Origin of the sequence: Streptomyces sp. NBC_00080, from assembly GCF_045041255.1 — a bacterium.
Classification (GTDB): domain Bacteria; phylum Actinomycetota; class Actinomycetes; order Streptomycetales; family Streptomycetaceae; genus Streptomyces; species Streptomyces coriariae.
This window is the reverse complement of the sequence record NZ_CP108235.1, coordinates 5,392,840-5,408,856: the sequence shown is the minus strand read 5'-3', so window position 1 is coordinate 5,408,856 and position 16,017 is coordinate 5,392,840. Positions and strand designations below refer to the sequence as shown.

Below are 16,017 nucleotides of genomic sequence, written 5' to 3'. Positions count from 1 at the left end.
ACAGGAGTCCTCGTCGGCACGGACACCGTAGGAGTCCTCGGCATCACGGAACGCACAGGTGTCCTCATCCGTACGGACGACGCGGAAGTCACCGTCGGCGCGGACACCTCGGGGTTCGTCGTCATGACACCGGCTCCTTCAGTTCACGGTCGAGCGGCACCTGCGCCGTGACCGTCACCGCCGCCGGGTCCAGGTCGTCCGGGGTCGGCATCACGCTGCCGGGCAGCTGGACGGCCGCCGCTCCGTGGGCGACTGCGGAGGCGAGCGCCGTGGGGCCGCTGCCACCGGCGACGAGAAAGCCGGCGAGGGAGGAGTCGCCCGCACCCACGTTGCTGCGTACGACGTCGACGCGGGCGCTCGCGAACCAGGTACCCGTGTCCTCCACGAGCAGCTGTCCGTCGGCGCCCAGGCTCGCGAGCACGGCACGGGCGCCCATGCCGCGCAGTTCCTCGGCCGCCTTCACCGCGTCGCCGACGGTGGCCAGGGGGCGCCCGACGGCCTCCGCGAGCTCCTCGGCGTTCGGCTTCACCACGTCGGGCCGCTCCCGCAGCGCTTCCAGGAGCGCACGCCCGGAGGTGTCCAGGGCGATGCGCGCTCCCCCGGCGTGCGCCCGGGCTACCACCTCGGCGTACCAGGAGGGCGCGAGGCCGCGCGGCAGGCTGCCGCAGCAGGCGATCCAGTCGGCGTCGCGGGACTGCTCGCGGACCGTCTCCAGGAGCAGTTCCTGCTCCTCCGGGGACAGCTCGGGACCGGGTGCGTTGATCTTCGTCAGGACGCCGTCGGACTCCGCGAGCGCGATGTTCGAGCGGGTTGCTCCGGTGACCGGGACCGGCGCGACCTCGATGCCCTGCGCGTCGAGCAGGTCGGCGACGAGCGCGCCCGGCGCACCGCCCAGGGGCAGAACGGCGACCGTGCGCCGTCCGGCGGCCGCGACGGCGCGCGAGACGTTCACGCCCTTGCCGCCCGGGTCCATCCGCTCGCCGGTGGCGCGGATGACCTCGCCGCGGTCGAGGGAGGGGACCTCGTAGGTGCGGTCCAGGGACGGGTTGGGGGTGACGGTGAGGATCATGCGCGTACTACTTCCGTGCCGTCGCGCTCGATGGCGGCCGCGTCGTCGGGGCTCAGCCCGCTGTCGGTGATCAGCAGGTCCACGTCGCTCAGGTCGCCGAAGCGGGCGAAGTGCTCCTGGCCGTGCTTGGCGGAGTCGGCGAGCAGCACCACGCGGCGCGCGGCGGCGACGGCCGCCCGCTTCACCGCGGCCTCGGCGAGGTCGGGGGTGGTCAGACCGTGCTCGGCGGAGAACCCGTTGGCGGCGACGAACAGGACGTCTGCGCGGATCTCGCCGTACGCCCGCAGCGCCCACGCGTCCACGGCGGCGCGCGTACGGTGCCGTACGCGCCCCCCGACGAGGTGCAGTTGCATGCCCGGGTGGTCCGCGAGGCGGGCCGCGATGGGCAGGCTGTGCGTGACGACGGTGAGTTCGGCCTCGAGCGGGAGGGCCGCGGCCAGGCGGGCGACCGTGGTGCCCGCGTCGAGGATCATCGTGCCCTCGGTGGGCAGTTCCGTGAGGGCCGCCTTGGCGATGCGGTCCTTCTCGTCGGCGGAGGTGCCTTCGCGTTCGGCGAGGTCCGGTTCGAAGTCGAGGCGTCCGGCCGGTATGGCACCGCCGTGCACGCGGCGCACCAGGCCGGCTCGGTCGAGGGCCTTCAGATCGCGGCGGATCGTCTCCGCCGTGACCTGGAACTCCTCGGCCAGCGACAGGACGTCCACCCGGCCGCCGTCACGGGCGAGCCGCAGGATCTCCTGCTGCCGCTCCGGTGCGTACATGTCTGTTCTCCTCCGACCGGTACCAGCTTTATGCCCGAACCTGTGGTTTCGCCACGGAGGCTACGCCCGGATTTCCGGAAAGTAAACAGGTTCGGACGTGATTCGGGCATGAACGGACTTCCGCTTCCGCGCCAGGGCACGCACGCGTGGAGCCCGACGCCACTCCAGCGCCAGGACACGCACGCGTGGAGCCCGTCACCACCCCAGCGCCAGGACACGCGTGAGGGGCCCGTCACCACTCGGGTGACGGGCCCCTCATGCGGGAACGTCCGCTCAGGCGACGAGCTCGCGCTCCCGGTCCCCGGAGGGGGCCGCCTCCGGGGCGTCCTCGGCGCCGCCCTCCACGTGCTGGGCCGGCCGCTTGGGCAGGGCGAACATCAGCAGGAAGATCGCGAACATGACCAGGGCCACCCAGCCGAGGGCGTGCTCGAAGGCGTTCACGAAGGCGGGGCCCACCTCGGCCGGGGTCAGCCGGTCGCCGATCCGGCCGAAGAAGACGACGGCGACCAGACCGAGCCCGAGCGCGTTGCCCATCTGCTGGACGGTGTTGATCAGCCCGGACGCCGAACCGGCGTGCTCGCGCGGCACGTCCGACAGCACCGCGTCCGTCAGCGGGGCGACGATCAGTCCCATGCCGACGCCCATCACGACCAGCGGAAGCGCCATCTGCCACGGGGCGATGCCGAGGCCGTAGTGCTCGGACTCCCAGATGTAGAGGAGTACGCCGATGGCCATCGTCAGGGCGCCCGTCTGCAGCACCTTGCGCCCGAAGCGCGGAACCAGCTTCTGCACGGACAGCCCGGCGGCCGTCGAGACGGCGAGCGAGAACGGGACCCCGGTCAGGCCCGCCCGCAGCGGGCTCCAGCCCAGGCCGGTCTGCATGTACAGCGTCCAGACCAGGAAGAACACACCGAGACCGACCCCGAAGACGGTCTGCACGGCGACGCCCGCCGCGAAGCTGCGCACCCGGAAGAGGGAGAGCTCGATCAGCGGCGAGCCGTCCCGTACGCCCTTGCGCCGCTCGTACGCGACCAGCGCCCCGAAGACACCGATCGAGCCGGCCATCGACACGTACCCCCACACCGGCCAGTCCAGCTCGCGGCCGCGGGTGAGCGGGTAGAGCAGCATGAGCAGGCCGAGGGTGACCAGGACGACGCCGACGAGGTCCAGCTTCAGCGCCTTCGGCGCCTTGGACTCCGTGATGAAGCGGCTGCCGAGGATCAGTCCCGCGATGCCGACCGGCAGGTTGATGAGGAAGATCGGCCGCCACTCCAGACCGAACAGGTTCCACTCCGTCAGCAGCGCGCCGAGCAGCGGTCCGGAGACGGCGCCCAGCCCGACGATCGCGCCGAAGAGCCCGAAGACCTTCCCCCGCTCGTGCGCCGGGAAGGTGGCGTGCACGATCGACAGCACCTGCGGCACCATCATCGCCGCCATGGCTCCCTGCAGGATGCGGGAGGCGACCAGCATCTCCGGGTTCGCGGCGAACCCGCACAGCGCGGAGGCGAGGGTGAAGCCGCCGATGCCGAGGAGGAACAGCCGCTTGCGGCCGTGGATGTCACCGAGCCGGCCGCCGGTGATGAGCCCGGCGGCGAAGGCGAGCGCGTAACCGGCGGTGATCCACTGGATCTGGCTCCAGGAGGCGCCCGCGTCCTGCCGGATGGAGGGGATGGCGATGTTGACGATCGTGACGTCGACAAGGTCCATGAAGGCCGCGGTCATCACGATGGCGAGTGCGAGCCAGCGACGGCGGTCACCCGGCGCCGCCTGCGCCGTTCGAGGGTCGGGCGAGGACTCGGGCGAGGTCTCGAGGGAGGTCTCCGTGGAGGTCATGGTGTGACAGTAGGACCGCACTAGGTCAGATCGTGTCCTAGTTCTACGGCATCCTCGGATGCATGACGACGGACACTCCGGCTCGGCTGCTCCAGCTCCTCTCACTCCTCCAGACGCCCCGCGAATGGCCCGGCGGCGAGCTCGCCGACCGGCTCCGGGTCTCCCGCCGCACGGTCCGACGGGACATCGACCGGCTGCGTGAGCTGGGATATCCGGTGCAGGCGACCCTGGGCTCGGACGGCGGGTACCGGCTGGTCGCGGGCAAGGCGATGCCACCGCTGGTGCTCGACGACGAGGAGGCGGTGGCGATCGCCGTCGGCCTGCGGGCGGGGGCGGGTCACGCGCTGGAGGGCGTCGACGAGGCGTCCGTACGGGCCCTGGCCAAGCTGGAACAGGTGCTGCCGGCCCGGCTGCGCCACCGCGTCTCCACCCTCCAGGCCGCGACCACACCGCTGACCAGCGGGGACGGCGCGAGCATCGCACCGGAGACGCTGACCGCCATCGCCTCGACGGTGGCCGGGCAGGAACGGCTGCGGTTCGCCTACCGCACGAAGGACGGCACGGAGTCGCGTCGTCTGACCGAGCCCTACCGGCTCGTGTCCACGGGCCGGCGGTGGTACCTCGTGGCGTACGACCTCGACCGCGACGACTGGCGGACCTTCCGGGTGGACCGGGTCGAGGCCCCGTTCGCGACCGGGGCCCGCTTCACCCCGCGCGAGCTGCCCACGGGAAGCGCGGCGGAATACCTCCGGCGGTCCATCCAACTCCGCCCTGACGCCTACGAGTACGAACTCGACGTCACGTTCGAGGCGCCGGCGGATTTCGTGACGACCCGCCTGCCGACGTGGCTGGGAACTCCGGTCGCGAACCCTGACGCGGCGGCGGACACCGACGGCGGGAGCGGATGCCGGCTGCGGGGGACGACCCATCACCCGGTCGAGTGGGTGGCGATGCGACTGGCGACGCTGGGCTGCGAGTTCTCGGTCCAGGGCCCGCCGGAACTTGTGCAGTGCGTAAGGGAGTTGGGCGGACGATTGAGCCGGTCGGCCGGTACAGCGGGCACGGCCGGTACAGCGGGTACGGCCGGTACAGCGGGCGCGGCCGGTACGGCCGGTACAGCGGGTACGGCCGGTACAGCGGGCGCGGCCGGTACGGCCGGTACAGCGGGTACGGCCGGTACAGCGGGCGCGGGTTAGGGCTCCTCCGCCGGGTTCTCTTCCCACGCGAACCCGCGCAGAGCCCGCAGGTTGCGCAACGCCAGCTCTGCCGGGCCCTGCCGGCCGGTGGGAGGGGAGTCGGTCACCGCCCAGCTTTCCACCGCGACCCGTACCGCGGCCCCGGCCACCGCCGCGGTGAAGCGCTGATAGGGCGAGGCAACGTTGTCGGGAGCGGGCGTGGGGGCGGAGGTTGCATCGGCAGCGGCGCCGGAAGTGACGTCGGAAATGGCCTCGGAAGTGCTCTCGGAAGTGCTCTCGGAAGCCGGTGTACGGGACGACGCCGCCGTCCGCTCCGTCAGGACCTGCGCGAGCGTCGCCTCCGAGGTGTGGCAGACCTCCGCCCAGACCTTGCCCAGGGCGGGGCTGGTTCCGGCCAGCCGGATCAGGGTGCGGACCCACTCCCAGGACGCCGCCGACACTCCACGGCCGGGAACGAGGGTGTACCGCACCGCGTGCTCCAGGGCCTCCGGCACGGTCAGTTCGGCCGGCGCCTCGCGTACCGCCTCCGCCCAGCGCTGCGCCCCCGCCGCGTAGAGCGGGGCGACGGCCTCCTCCTTGGTCGCGAAGTACCGGTAGAAAGTGCGCGGGGCGATGCCCGCGGCCAGGGCGATGTCCTCGGCACGGGTGGCCTTCAGGCCCCGGCTGACGAAGAGGCCTGCCGCCGCACGGGCGATCTCCATACGGGTCGCCGCTTTGCGCCGCTCGGTCAGCGAAGCCGAAGCGGGGTGAGAGGTCGAGCTGATCACGTCGGCAGGCTATGCCCATGTGGCACAATCTGCCATTCGGGCGGGCCACCCCGTGGTTCAGGTACGGGGTGCCCCGCCCTCTCAGCGTGCCCGTCCCCCGTGTCATATGCCCGGCGGGGCATGTGCGCCCGCAATCCCCGCCCGGACAGGAAGTCTGAAGGCCCGGGTACGAAGAGGAGCCGGGCCCCGGCGCCTGGGGGGAGAGGCACCGAAGCCCGGCTCGGGGAAAGTCCCGGCGCCGGGGGGATGTGCGTCGGGACTTGGCTCATGTGCGGCGGAGATCCGGGGAAGGGCTGCGAGGTCGGGTCGGCCCGAACTCCTGTGCCGACTCGGACTCCCGTGCCCAGAAGTCTTGTTCCCGCGCTTCTCGCCATTGAAGCGGCGTTCCTCCGCCATGTTTGCGCGGCTCTCCACCACCCGGCGCACGCGGGCGGAACCCGGCACCACCAGGCGCCTCAAGCCCATTCGCCGCAACTCCGGGCCGTGACGCAGGCGCCCATTCGGCCGCGAGCCGCGCGGCGACTCCGAATCGGCCCGCGCACCGACGCGGCGAAAACACCGACTTCAGCCGCGAGGCACCGCACGTACTCGACGCACGTCAGCCGAACGACTCACGCGCCGCGCCTCTCGTCGACCAACTCCCGGCTCCCGACGGGGTGATGGCCCGATGCCCACCGCACCGGCGCCACCCCCGGCCGATCACCGACAGCCGCCACCGGCCACCGGCCGTCGCCCCTCGACGATCGGCAGGGCAGGCCCGGAGCCCTTACCGCCCGACGGAGCGTCACGCACCGTTCGACCGAGGGAGGCTCCGGCGCCTTACGCCGCCGCCTCGAAGCCCGTGTCGCGGGCCAGCTTCTTCAGTTCCAGCAGGGCGTGCTTCTCGATCTGGCGGATGCGTTCCCGCGTCAGACCGTGTTCCTTGCCGACCTCGGTCAGGGTGCGCTCGCGGCCGTCGTCGATGCCGTACCGCATCTTGATGATGGAAGCCGTGCGCGGCTCGAGACGGTCGATGAGGCCGTCCAGCTCCTCGCTGCGCAGCAGGGTCATGACGGACTGCTCCGGCGAGACCGCGGACGTGTCCTCCAGCAGGTCGCCGAACTGGGTCTCACCCTGGTCGTCGACCGCCATGTTCAGCGAGACCGGGTCCCGGGCCCAGTCCAGGACATCCGTGACGCGCTCCGGCGTCGAGCCGAGCTCGGTCGCGATCTCGGCGGGCTCGGGGTCACGGCCGTTCTCGCGGTTGAACTCGCGCTGGACACGACGGATCCGGCCGAGCTCCTCCACCAGGTGGACGGGCAGGCGGATCGTGCGCGACTGGTCCGCTATCGAGCGCGTGATGGCCTGACGGATCCACCAGGTCGCGTACGTCGAGAACTTGAAGCCCTTGCGGTAGTCGAACTTCTCGACCGCGCGGACCAGACCGGCGTTGCCCTCCTGGATGAGGTCGAGGAGCGGGAGACCGCTACGGGGGTAGCGGCGGGCCACCGCGACGACCAACCGGAGGTTGGAGCGGATGAAGACATCCTTGGCCCGCTCGCTCTCGGCGACCAGGGCCTCCAGTTCTTCGCGCGTGGCGACCGACCGCGACTCCTCGTCGCCGTCGAGGACCTGCTGCGCGAAGACACCCGCCTCGATGATCTGTGACAGCTCGACTTCCTTGGCGGCGTCGAGCAGAGGTGTGCGCGCGATTTCGTCGAGGTACATGCCGACCAGGTCGCGGTCGGCGATCTCGCCGCCATGGGCGCGAACACTGCGGGCCGCGTCGGTCGTCTCGCCGTTGGCGGACTTGCGACGGGCGACGGCACGGGTTGCCATGCGTGCTCCCTTGCGATGGAGGTTCAGCGGGTGGCCCTTCAGACACCAGGCACTCTCGGACTCGGACTCTCCTCGGGTGCCCTGCATCTGATGGAAACAACGACTGGAATCAGGACAGAATTCCCAACCCGCACCCCGATTTTTATGATCTTGCAGTACCCTGTCCGACCACGCGAGGAGGCGCGATGTTGTCGGAACGTACAGAGGTGCAGGTCAGGCCGGGAGTCGAGGGTGACCTCGAAGCCCTCACGAGCCTCTACAACCACTATGTACGTGAGACGCCCATCACGTTCGACACCGTGGCGTTCACTCCGGAAGAGCGACGTCCTTGGCTGCTCTCCCACCCTGAAGACGGGCCGCACCGCCTGATGGTTGCCACGGAAGCGGACTCACAGGACGTCCAGGGGATCTCACAGCAAATCCTGGGTTACGCCACATCCAGCGCCTACCGACCGAAGGCGGCCTACTCCACCTCCGTGGAGGTGACGGTCTACGTCGCTCCGCACGCCGGCCGGCGCGGGATCGGCACGCTCCTCTACCAGGCGCTCTTCGACGCACTGGCCGGCGAGGACCTGCACCGCGCCTACGCGGGCATCGCGCAACCGAACGAAGCGTCCGCGCGGCTGCACGAACGCTTCGGTTTCCGGCACGTCGGCACGTACCGCGAGGTGGGCCGCAAGTTCGACCGCTACTGGGACGTGGCCTGGTACGAGAAGGAGCTCTGACCCCGGGCGGAGCCCCGGCCCCGGACGGAGCCCCGGGACCCCCGCAGGGGCGTCAGCCGAACTGCACGGAGCGCTTCGCCATTCCCATCCAGAACCCGTCGATCACGGACCTCTGCGCGTCCAGTTCGCCGGACATCTCCGCCGCGCCCATGGTCACGAAGAGCGGGGCGAAGTGCTCGGTGCGCGGGTGGGCGTACCGGCCGGCCGGGGCCTTGTGCAGGAAGTCCAGCAGGCCGTCCCAGTCGCGGGTCTCCAGCGCGTTCCGGCCCCAGTCGTCGAACTCCGAGGACCAGGTGGGCACTCCCCCGCCGGTGTGCCGCAGCGCGGCCAGGTTGTGGGTGAAGAAGCCGGAGCCGACGATCAGGACGCCCTCGTCGCGCAGCGGCGCGAGCTTTCGGCCGATCTCCATCAGCTTCACGGGGTCGAGGGTCGGCATGGAGATCTGGAGGACCGGGATGTCGGCGGCCGGGAACATCTCGACGAGCGGCACGTAGGCGCCGTGGTCGAGGCCGCGGTCGGGGATGTCCTGCACGGGGATACCAGGGGCGCGCAGCAGCTTCCGTACGCTCTCGGCGAGCTCGGGTGCGCCGGGGGCGCCGTACTTCACCCGGTAGTAGTGCTCGGGGAAGCCCCAGAAGTCGTAGACCAGGGGGACCGGGTCGACGGCACCCAGGGCGAGGGGGGCCTCCTCCCAGTGGGCGGAGACCATCAGGATCGCCTTGGGGCGGGGCAGGTCGGCGGACCAGGCGGCGAGTTCGCCGGGCCAGATCGGGTCGTCCGCGAGGGGCGGGGCGCCATGGCTGAGGTAGAGCGCGGGCATGCGCTCCCGGGGGAGGGCACGCTCCTGAGGTGCGGCGGACATGGCGACTGCTCCTTCCGGGACCTCGGCCCCTGACTTCGGATACACCCGACTCCGGAAACCCGACTCCGGACATCCGGCTCCGGATACATCCGGCTTCGGACGCTTCTGGCACCGAACACCCGTGGCACCGACCACTTCCGAACCGGACGCCTCCCGGTGCGAGTGCTTCGCGACGGTTGATTGAAATCTAAAACGTCAACATCGCTGAGCATATTCCCGATTGGTTTAATTTTCAAGGAGAAGACGTTTACAGTGGAGTACATGACGAAGGCACCCGCATCCGCTGACGAGCCCCGGTGGCTCACCGCCGAGGAGCAGCGCATCTGGCGCTCCTACGTGCACGCCACGACCCTCCTCGAAGATCACATGGACCGCCAGCTCCAGCGTGAAGCGGGTATGCCGCACATCTACTACGGCCTCCTCGTCAAGCTCGCCGAGTCCACCCACCGGCGCCTGCGGATGACCGAGCTCGCCAAGTACGCGAAGATCACCCGCTCGCGTCTCTCCCACGCCATCGCCCGGCTGGAGAAGAACGGCTGGGTGCGCCGCGAGGAGTGCGACTCCGACAAACGCGGCCAGTTCGCCGTACTGACCGACCAGGGCCTGGAGGTGCTCAGGCGCGCCGCGCCGGGCCATGTCGCCGTCGTACGCCACGCGGTGTTCGACCGGCTCACCCCGGAACAGCAGAAGTCCCTCGGCGAGATCATGCAGATCGTCGCCGAGGGACTTCAGCCCGATGAAGCGGGTGCGGACCTGCCCTGGCTCCGCTAGTCGCCCAGCCGGGTCAGTGGACCATCACCGGGACCGCGGCGTCCTCGCCGTCCTCCGCTCCCGAGCCCGCGACCGCGCCCATGTCCGGCTTGCCGGCGTTGACGAGCGTGAAGGCGATGGTCGCGGCGGCGACCAGGATGCCGACGGCGAACCAGATGGCGCTGGTGTAGCCGTGCACCATGCCCTCCAGCTGCACCAGCTGCTGCTGGGGCCTGGAGGTGGCGCCGGCGACGTGGTCCTTGATGTACGAGGTCGTCGCGGACGCGGCGATGGTGTTCAGCAGGGCGGTGCCGATCGCGCCGCCCACCTGCTGCGAGGTGTTGACCATCGCGGAGGCGACACCGGCGTCACGCGGCTCGATGCCGTACGTGGCCAGGGACATGGCCGGCATGAACGCCGTACCCATACCGAGGCCGAGCAGCAGCATCGCCGGCATCAGCACGGCCGCGTACGAGGTGTCGACCTCCATCTGGGTCAGCAGCAGCATGCCGAGGGCGGCGACCAGGAAGCCGGGACCCATCAGCAGACGCGGGGCGACCCGGGTCATCAGACGGGTGCCGATCTGGGTGGAGCCGGTGATCATGCCCGCGATCATCGGAAGGAAGGCGAAACCGGTCTTGACCGGCGTGTAGCCCTTCACGATCTGCAGGTAGTAGGTCAGGAAGAGGAACAGACCGAACATCGAGATGATCGCGAGGCCGAGGGAGAGGTAGATCCCGCCGCGGTTGCGCTCGGTGATCACGCGCAGCGGCAGCAGCGGGGCCTTGACCTTCGACTCGACGATCACGAAGGCGGCCAGCAGCACGGCGGACGCGACGAACATGCCGATCGTCACCGAGTCGCTCCAGCCCTCGGACTCGGCGCGGGTGAAGCCGTAGACCAGGGAGACCAGGCCGAGGGTGGACAGGATGACGCCCGGGATGTCGAGAGCGGAGCGGTTGCGGCCGCCCTCGGGCTCACGGATGACGAAGTACGCGCCGGCCGCGGCGACGATCGCGAACGGGATGTTCACGAAGAACGTCCAGCGCCAGTCCAGGTACTCGGTGAGGAAACCACCGAGGATGAGGCCGACGGCGCCACCACCACCGGCGATCGCTCCGTAGATGCCGAAGGCCTTGGCGCGCTCCTTGGCGTCCGTGAACATCACGGCGAGCAGGGAGAGCGCGGCGGGCGCGAGCAGGGCGCCGAACGCGCCTTGCAGGGCGCGGGCACCGAACATCATCGCCTCGTTGGCGGCGGCGCCACCGAGCGCGGAGGCCGCGGCGAAGCCGCCCAGACCGACGACGAAGGCGCGCTTGCGGCCCCACAGGTCGGCTATGCGGCCACCGAAGAGCAGCAGGCCGCCGAAGGCGAGGGCATAGGCGGTGACGATCCACTGCCGGTTGCCGTCGGAGATGCCCAGGTCCTGCTGGGCGGAGGGCATCGCGATGTTCACGATGGTGGCGTCGAGGACGACCATCAGCTGGGCGAGGGCGATGAACGCCAGCGCTTTCCAGCGGTTGGCGTCCGGGCCACCCGTCTTACCGGGGGCCTTCAGGGCTGTTTCAGACATGGGAATACCCGCTTCGGGACTTCGTGACGGAAAAGAAGTGAGGTAAAGGGCGGCTCGTCGGCGCTGACGGGCCGTTGCTCGGCGGCGTGCTGGGGCGTGATGAGTGTGATGAGTCGTGAGGTTCAGCGACGGTCACCGGAAGTCACCGTCGGCACGTGAGGGCGACCGAGGCCACCGGGATCACCGGGCACCGGCGACCACCGGCGAGGGTGATGACGACTGCTGCTGCGGTTCCGCGAACCGCTCGTTCAGGCCTGGCGCAGATCCTCCAGGGTCACGGCCGAACCCGGCAGGACCGACGGGGCCGGGGCCCGTAGTCCGTCCAGGAACACCTGAAGGTGGCGGTGGACGAAGCGGTCGGCGTTCAGGCAGCCGGTACCGGCCGGGGGCCGGCTGAGCTGGGCCACCGCGATCATCACGTCCCCCACGCCGACGTCGGGCCTGAGCTGCCCGGCCGCCTTCGCACGGTCCATGACTTCCCCGATGATCCGCTCGACCCGTTCACGCGCGGCTTCGAGGTCGGGGTGGTGCTCGTCGAAGGTGCTGGAGATCATCGGGCACAGCGCACTGAGCCGCTCCTCGGCGGAGGCGTGCACGAACCGTTCCAGCGCCCCGAACGCGTCGCTCTCGGCGAGGGCGACCTGTCCGGCCTGGACCATGCGGTCCAGCACCGAGCAGACGACCTCGCGCACCAGGGCGTCACGGTCGGGAAAGTTGCGGTACACCGTGGCATTGCCGACGCCGGCCCGGCGGGCGATCTCGTCGAGCGGCACATCGGCACCGAACTCGACGAACATCTCGCGGGCGGCGGTGACGATCCGCTCCCGGTTGCGCAGAGCGTCGGCACGGGGCCGGGTCACCTTACGCACGGTGGGGGTAGCGGTCGCGGTCTGCACGGCGCACTCCTTCTGACGTTTCGGATGTTTCCGGTGTTTCTGGTGTTTCGAGTTCTGACGTACCGGACGTTTCGAGATCCTGACGATCCGGGGATCGACTCCCCGTTTCGCTCGGACACATGGCTAAACGGGGACGGCGTCCCCGGTTATTTCCCAAACCCGGAAGTTTCTTGATGTGACCTGGATCACGCATCGAACCGGGCGGCCGGGGGCGGGCGGCACAGCCGGAGCAGGAGCGGCCGAGAAGGGCTGCGACCAGGGGATGTGCGCGCCCGAACGGGACCGTCGGAGCCGTACCGGTCGGTAATCCACGATCGGTCTCCTCCAGCGCGCGCCCGCCTGCACCCCGTCGGAGGGTGATCGAAAGGGTGCAGCCGGTGATCGGTGGCTGCCTGGAGCGAAAGGCCCCCTGCATGCAGCCGCAGCCCCTGCGCACCGCCCCGGCCCGCGCAGGCGAGCCACTCCGCCGCCGGATACGCCCGCGCCGTGTCGCCGCCCTCGCCTCCGTCTCCGTGCTGACGCTCGCGGTCAGCACGTCGGCCGGATCCGGACACCTCGCGCCGGCCCCCGGTGCGACGACGGCCGGCGCGGGCCCCGTCTCCCTGGCCCGTTCCTCCGCCCTCGCCCCCTGCATGATCAACGGCCGCGCCACCGTCCAGATGTCCGAGGGCCTCCCTACGCCGGGCGGCTACTCCCGCTCCACCGGCACCGTCCGCGCCCTCACCCTGATGATCGACTTCTCCGACGCGCCCGGCCGGGGCAGCGCGCTGAACCGCTACCGCGAGTTCTTCCCGCAGACCGAGGAATGGTTCCGTACGGCGTCCTACGGCCGCCTCGACTACCGCGCCGAGACTCCGATCCGGCGCTGGCTGCGCATGCCCAAGCCGTTCCGCGAGTACGGCATAGAGCGTGGCGCGCCCTTCGACCCCGGCTACCGCGAACTCGTCCAGGACATCGTGGCCTCCGCCGACCCGACGGTGGACTTCCGCTCGTACGACCTCCTGAACGTGCTGGTCACCCCGAACGCGGGCCCCTCCGCCCTGGACACGGTCCTTTCGGTGACGTTCGCCGGCAACGCCGAGGCGCCGGTCGCCGACGGGGTCACCGTGGCGAACGCGTCCTTCGTCTACTCCCGCCAGGACGACGGCTCAGGCTCCTACGACCGCACCGGCTACCGCGTCCTCCCCCACGAGAACGGGCATGTCTTCGGCCTGCCCGACCTCTACACCCAGGAGGGCGGGGGCGCCGTCGGCCACTGGGACATCATGAGCGAGGACTGGGGCGCCAACAACGATCTGCTCGGCTGGCACAAGTGGAAACTGGGCTGGCTGGACGCCTCCCAGATCTCCTGCGCGGCCGCGCCGGGCACGACGGAGTACCCCCTGACCCCCCTGTCCCGCACGGCCGGCCCGAAGCTGGTCTTCGTCCCGCTCAGCGACCGCACCGGTTACGCCGTCGAACTGCGCGCCCGCGGCGGCAACGACGAGACGGTGTGCCGCCCGGGCGTCCTCGTCTACAAGGTCGACGCGGACGTGGACACCGGCATGGGCCCGGTCACGGTCTACGACTCCCACACCGACAGCGGCGGCTGCACCCGCAGCCCCAACGTCCACGCGGAACTCTCCGACGCCCCCTTCGCACCGGGCGAGACGTTCAAGGACCCCAAGAGGGGCATCCGCATCTCGGTGGTGGGGGCGGACCTGAAGGGCGACTACCGCGTACGGGTGAGCCGGGGGTAGCCGGCCGGAGGGGTGGAGGGGCGGGGAGACGGATGACGGAGGGGCGGTCAGGCGGCCGGGGGCGTACGGTCCGCGGGACGACCGGGCTACCGTAGGCCTGCCGCGACGCCGCACAACCACACAACACAAACCAACCCACGCACACGCGTACATGCACGCGCGCGTGCACGCACCCGCCCGATACGGACCACCACGGCACACCGCCACCGAGCACCGAGCACCGACCGCCAGTCCGCGACCACACACCGCACGCCATTCACCACGCACCGCACACCCCGCACGCCATTCACCACGCACCGCACACCCACACCCACACCCGGCCAACGTCAGTCAGTCCCGCCGCCGTATCGGAGAACCGAGCAGCCATGTCCGCGAAGACGACCGCATCCGCTCCGGTCCCGGCTCCGGTCCCGACCCCGGAGGCAGGGCAGGCGCCGGCGGAGGCGGTCTCGCCGCTGATCCGCGGGGTCGCCGTGTTGCGGCAGCTGACCGAGGCGGGCGGCACGATGAGCCTGAGCGCCCTGGAGCGGACCACCGGCCTCGCCCGCTCCACGGTCGACCGCATCACCGCGACCCTCACCCGCATGGGATACGTCCGTCTCGACGGCCGGGACGCGATCCTGACCCCCCACGTCATGGAGCTCGGCAACGCCTACCTGGCCGCGCTGCGCCTGCCCGCGCTGCTGTCCACCCACGCGGACCGCCTCGCCGACGAACTGGACGAGTCCGTGTCCCTGGCGGTCGCCGACCGCGACGGCATCCGCTTCATCCACCAGGCGACCCGCCGCCGCGCGATGTCCCTCAGTTTCCGCATCGGCGACCTGCTCCCCGCCGAACGCACCGCGCCGGGCCAGCTGTTCGCGACGGAGTGGACGGACGAGGAGTGGCGGGCCTGGCGCGCCCGCAGGACGAGGGACCCGCAGAACCGCGACTTCCCGACCGTGCCGCCGCCCCCGCAGAACGGGTGGAGCGACGAGGACTTCACCCGACGGACCGCGCGGGCGGCTGCGGAGAACTGCGCCCTGGACGACCAGTTGATCGAACCGGGCCTGGTGGCCGTCTCCGTCCCCGTGCGGGATCCGCGCACCGCCCGGATCGCGTGCGTGGCGAACGTCGTCAGCCATACGAGCCGGCACACGTCGGCGGACCTGCGCGAGACGCTCCTCCCCCGCCTTCGGCTGGCCGTGGCGGCGATGGAGGAGGACCTGCGCCGGGCGCCACAACCCGAGCCGGGCCCGCCCCCCGCGGGACTGGCGACCTGGACGGGCGCGTCCAAGCAGGAACTGGGCCGCGAGTTCATCGAGTCCCTCGCCCGGGGCCTGACGGTCCTGGCGGCGTTCGACGAGGGCCGGGCGGAGCTGACCCTCACGGAGGTCGCGAAGGCGACCGGTCTGGCGAGGGCGACGGCGCGCCGCGCCCTGATCACCTACGAACACCTGGGCCTGGTGGCCCCCACCCCCCACCGCGCGTTCGCGCTCACCCCGCAGGTCCTCTCCCTCGGCTTCCCGCCCCTCTCCCGCACGTCCCTCCCCCGGATCGCGACTCCCCACCTGACGACGCTGACGGACGCCATCCAGGAGACGACCTCCCTGGCGGTCCTGACCGCACGGCGCGACGAGATCCAGTACACGGCCCGGGCGGCCGCGAACCATGTCATGAGCGTGGACATCGCCGTGGGCACACGTCTCCCGGCCTCCTCCACAGCACTGGGCCGCCTCCTGCTCACCGGCCCCGCAGCGGCGGCCGCCGGCTCCTACGCCCTGGCCGACGAGGAACCGGAACAGGGCGTACGCGCGATCGCGGTCCCGATCCACGACCGGAACGGCCGGGTGATCGCCGCCCTGAACGCGGCGACCCACGTCGCCCGCCGCACGGCCGAGGAGTGCGTCCACGACATCCTCCCGGCCCTGCTCTCCACCGCCTCCCACATCGAGACAGACCTCCACACAGCCGCCCGCTTCACCCACGTCCCCCTGACCTGACCCCCACACCCGCCAACCCGAATCCGGTACGCTGACGCCAGTGACCCAC

At 70.9% G+C, this 16,017-nt stretch carries 13 protein-coding genes; 5 read left to right on the top strand and 8 right to left on the bottom strand.

Annotated features, from left to right (window positions below; all coding sequences use genetic code 11):
- Window positions 1–121: 121 nt before the first annotated feature.
- From pfkB to OHU34_RS24280, 3 genes are all read right to left on the bottom strand, one after another.
- Window positions 122–1,069 carry a 1-phosphofructokinase gene (gene pfkB / locus OHU34_RS24290; RefSeq protein ID WP_142264772.1) on the bottom strand — a complete coding sequence of 316 codons (948 nt, stop codon included), beginning with the start codon at window positions 1,067–1,069 and terminating at the stop codon, window positions 122–124.
- The gene (locus tag OHU34_RS24285; RefSeq protein WP_142264773.1) at window positions 1,066–1,827 is read right to left on the bottom strand and encodes a DeoR/GlpR family DNA-binding transcription regulator; all 762 of its coding nucleotides are present in this window, start codon (window positions 1,825–1,827) and stop codon (window positions 1,066–1,068) included. The genes pfkB and OHU34_RS24285 overlap by 4 nt, the downstream gene beginning before the upstream one ends.
- 273 nt (window positions 1,828–2,100) lie before the next feature.
- Entirely contained in the window at window positions 2,101–3,660 is a 1,560-nt protein-coding gene (locus OHU34_RS24280; protein WP_405768282.1) for an MFS transporter, read from the bottom strand.
- Between the two features lie 62 nt (window positions 3,661–3,722).
- Here OHU34_RS24280 and OHU34_RS24275 point away from each other — a divergent pair, with 62 nt between their 5' ends.
- Window positions 3,723–4,856 (top strand): helix-turn-helix transcriptional regulator, encoded by a 1,134-nt coding sequence (locus OHU34_RS24275; RefSeq protein WP_405768280.1) that lies wholly within the window; start codon window positions 3,723–3,725, stop codon window positions 4,854–4,856.
- On the opposite strand, the gene OHU34_RS24270 is transcribed toward OHU34_RS24275, so the two are convergent.
- A complete protein-coding gene (locus OHU34_RS24270) occupies window positions 4,853–5,557 on the bottom strand; it encodes a TetR/AcrR family transcriptional regulator (protein ID WP_230195487.1) in 705 nt (234 codons plus the stop codon). The genes OHU34_RS24275 and OHU34_RS24270 overlap by 4 nt on opposite strands.
- Window positions 5,558–6,442: 885 nt before the next feature.
- Window positions 6,443–7,441 (bottom strand): RNA polymerase sigma factor RpoD/SigA, encoded by a 999-nt coding sequence (locus tag OHU34_RS24265; RefSeq protein WP_020131920.1) that lies wholly within the window; start codon window positions 7,439–7,441, stop codon window positions 6,443–6,445.
- A 185-nt stretch (window positions 7,442–7,626) separates the two neighbouring features.
- Here OHU34_RS24265 and OHU34_RS24260 point away from each other — a divergent pair, with 185 nt between their 5' ends.
- Entirely contained in the window at window positions 7,627–8,166 is a 540-nt protein-coding gene (locus tag OHU34_RS24260; RefSeq protein ID WP_142264776.1) for a GNAT family N-acetyltransferase, read from the top strand.
- Window positions 8,167–8,218: 52 nt separating this feature from the next.
- Here OHU34_RS24260 and OHU34_RS24255 read toward each other — a convergent pair whose 3' ends face one another.
- Window positions 8,219–9,028, bottom strand: a complete 810-nt coding sequence (locus OHU34_RS24255; RefSeq protein ID WP_230195457.1) for a class III extradiol ring-cleavage dioxygenase — start codon at window positions 9,026–9,028, stop codon at window positions 8,219–8,221.
- 261 nt (window positions 9,029–9,289) lie between these two features.
- Between OHU34_RS24255 and OHU34_RS24250 the strand changes: the two genes are divergently transcribed.
- A complete protein-coding gene (locus OHU34_RS24250) occupies window positions 9,290–9,799 on the top strand; it encodes a MarR family winged helix-turn-helix transcriptional regulator (protein ID WP_142264777.1) in 510 nt (169 codons plus the stop codon).
- A gap of 13 nt (window positions 9,800–9,812) precedes the next feature.
- On the opposite strand, the gene OHU34_RS24245 is transcribed toward OHU34_RS24250, so the two are convergent.
- Window positions 9,813–11,351, bottom strand: a complete 1,539-nt coding sequence (locus OHU34_RS24245; protein WP_230195456.1) for an MFS transporter — start codon at window positions 11,349–11,351, stop codon at window positions 9,813–9,815.
- A gap of 248 nt (window positions 11,352–11,599) precedes the next feature.
- Complete coding sequence (locus OHU34_RS24240) at window positions 11,600–12,247, bottom strand: TetR/AcrR family transcriptional regulator (RefSeq protein WP_020131925.1); 648 nt, start codon at window positions 12,245–12,247, stop codon at window positions 11,600–11,602.
- Window positions 12,248–12,660: 413 nt separating this feature from the next.
- Between OHU34_RS24240 and OHU34_RS24235 the strand changes: the two genes are divergently transcribed.
- Together OHU34_RS24235 and OHU34_RS24230 are read left to right on the top strand one after the other, a co-directional pair.
- Complete coding sequence (locus OHU34_RS24235; protein ID WP_230195455.1) at window positions 12,661–13,986, top strand: M6 family metalloprotease domain-containing protein; 1,326 nt, start codon at window positions 12,661–12,663, stop codon at window positions 13,984–13,986.
- Between the two features lie 365 nt (window positions 13,987–14,351).
- Window positions 14,352–15,968 carry a helix-turn-helix domain-containing protein gene (locus OHU34_RS24230; protein ID WP_405768276.1) on the top strand — a complete coding sequence of 539 codons (1,617 nt, stop codon included), beginning with the start codon at window positions 14,352–14,354 and terminating at the stop codon, window positions 15,966–15,968.
- Window positions 15,969–16,017: the final 49 nt, after the last annotated feature.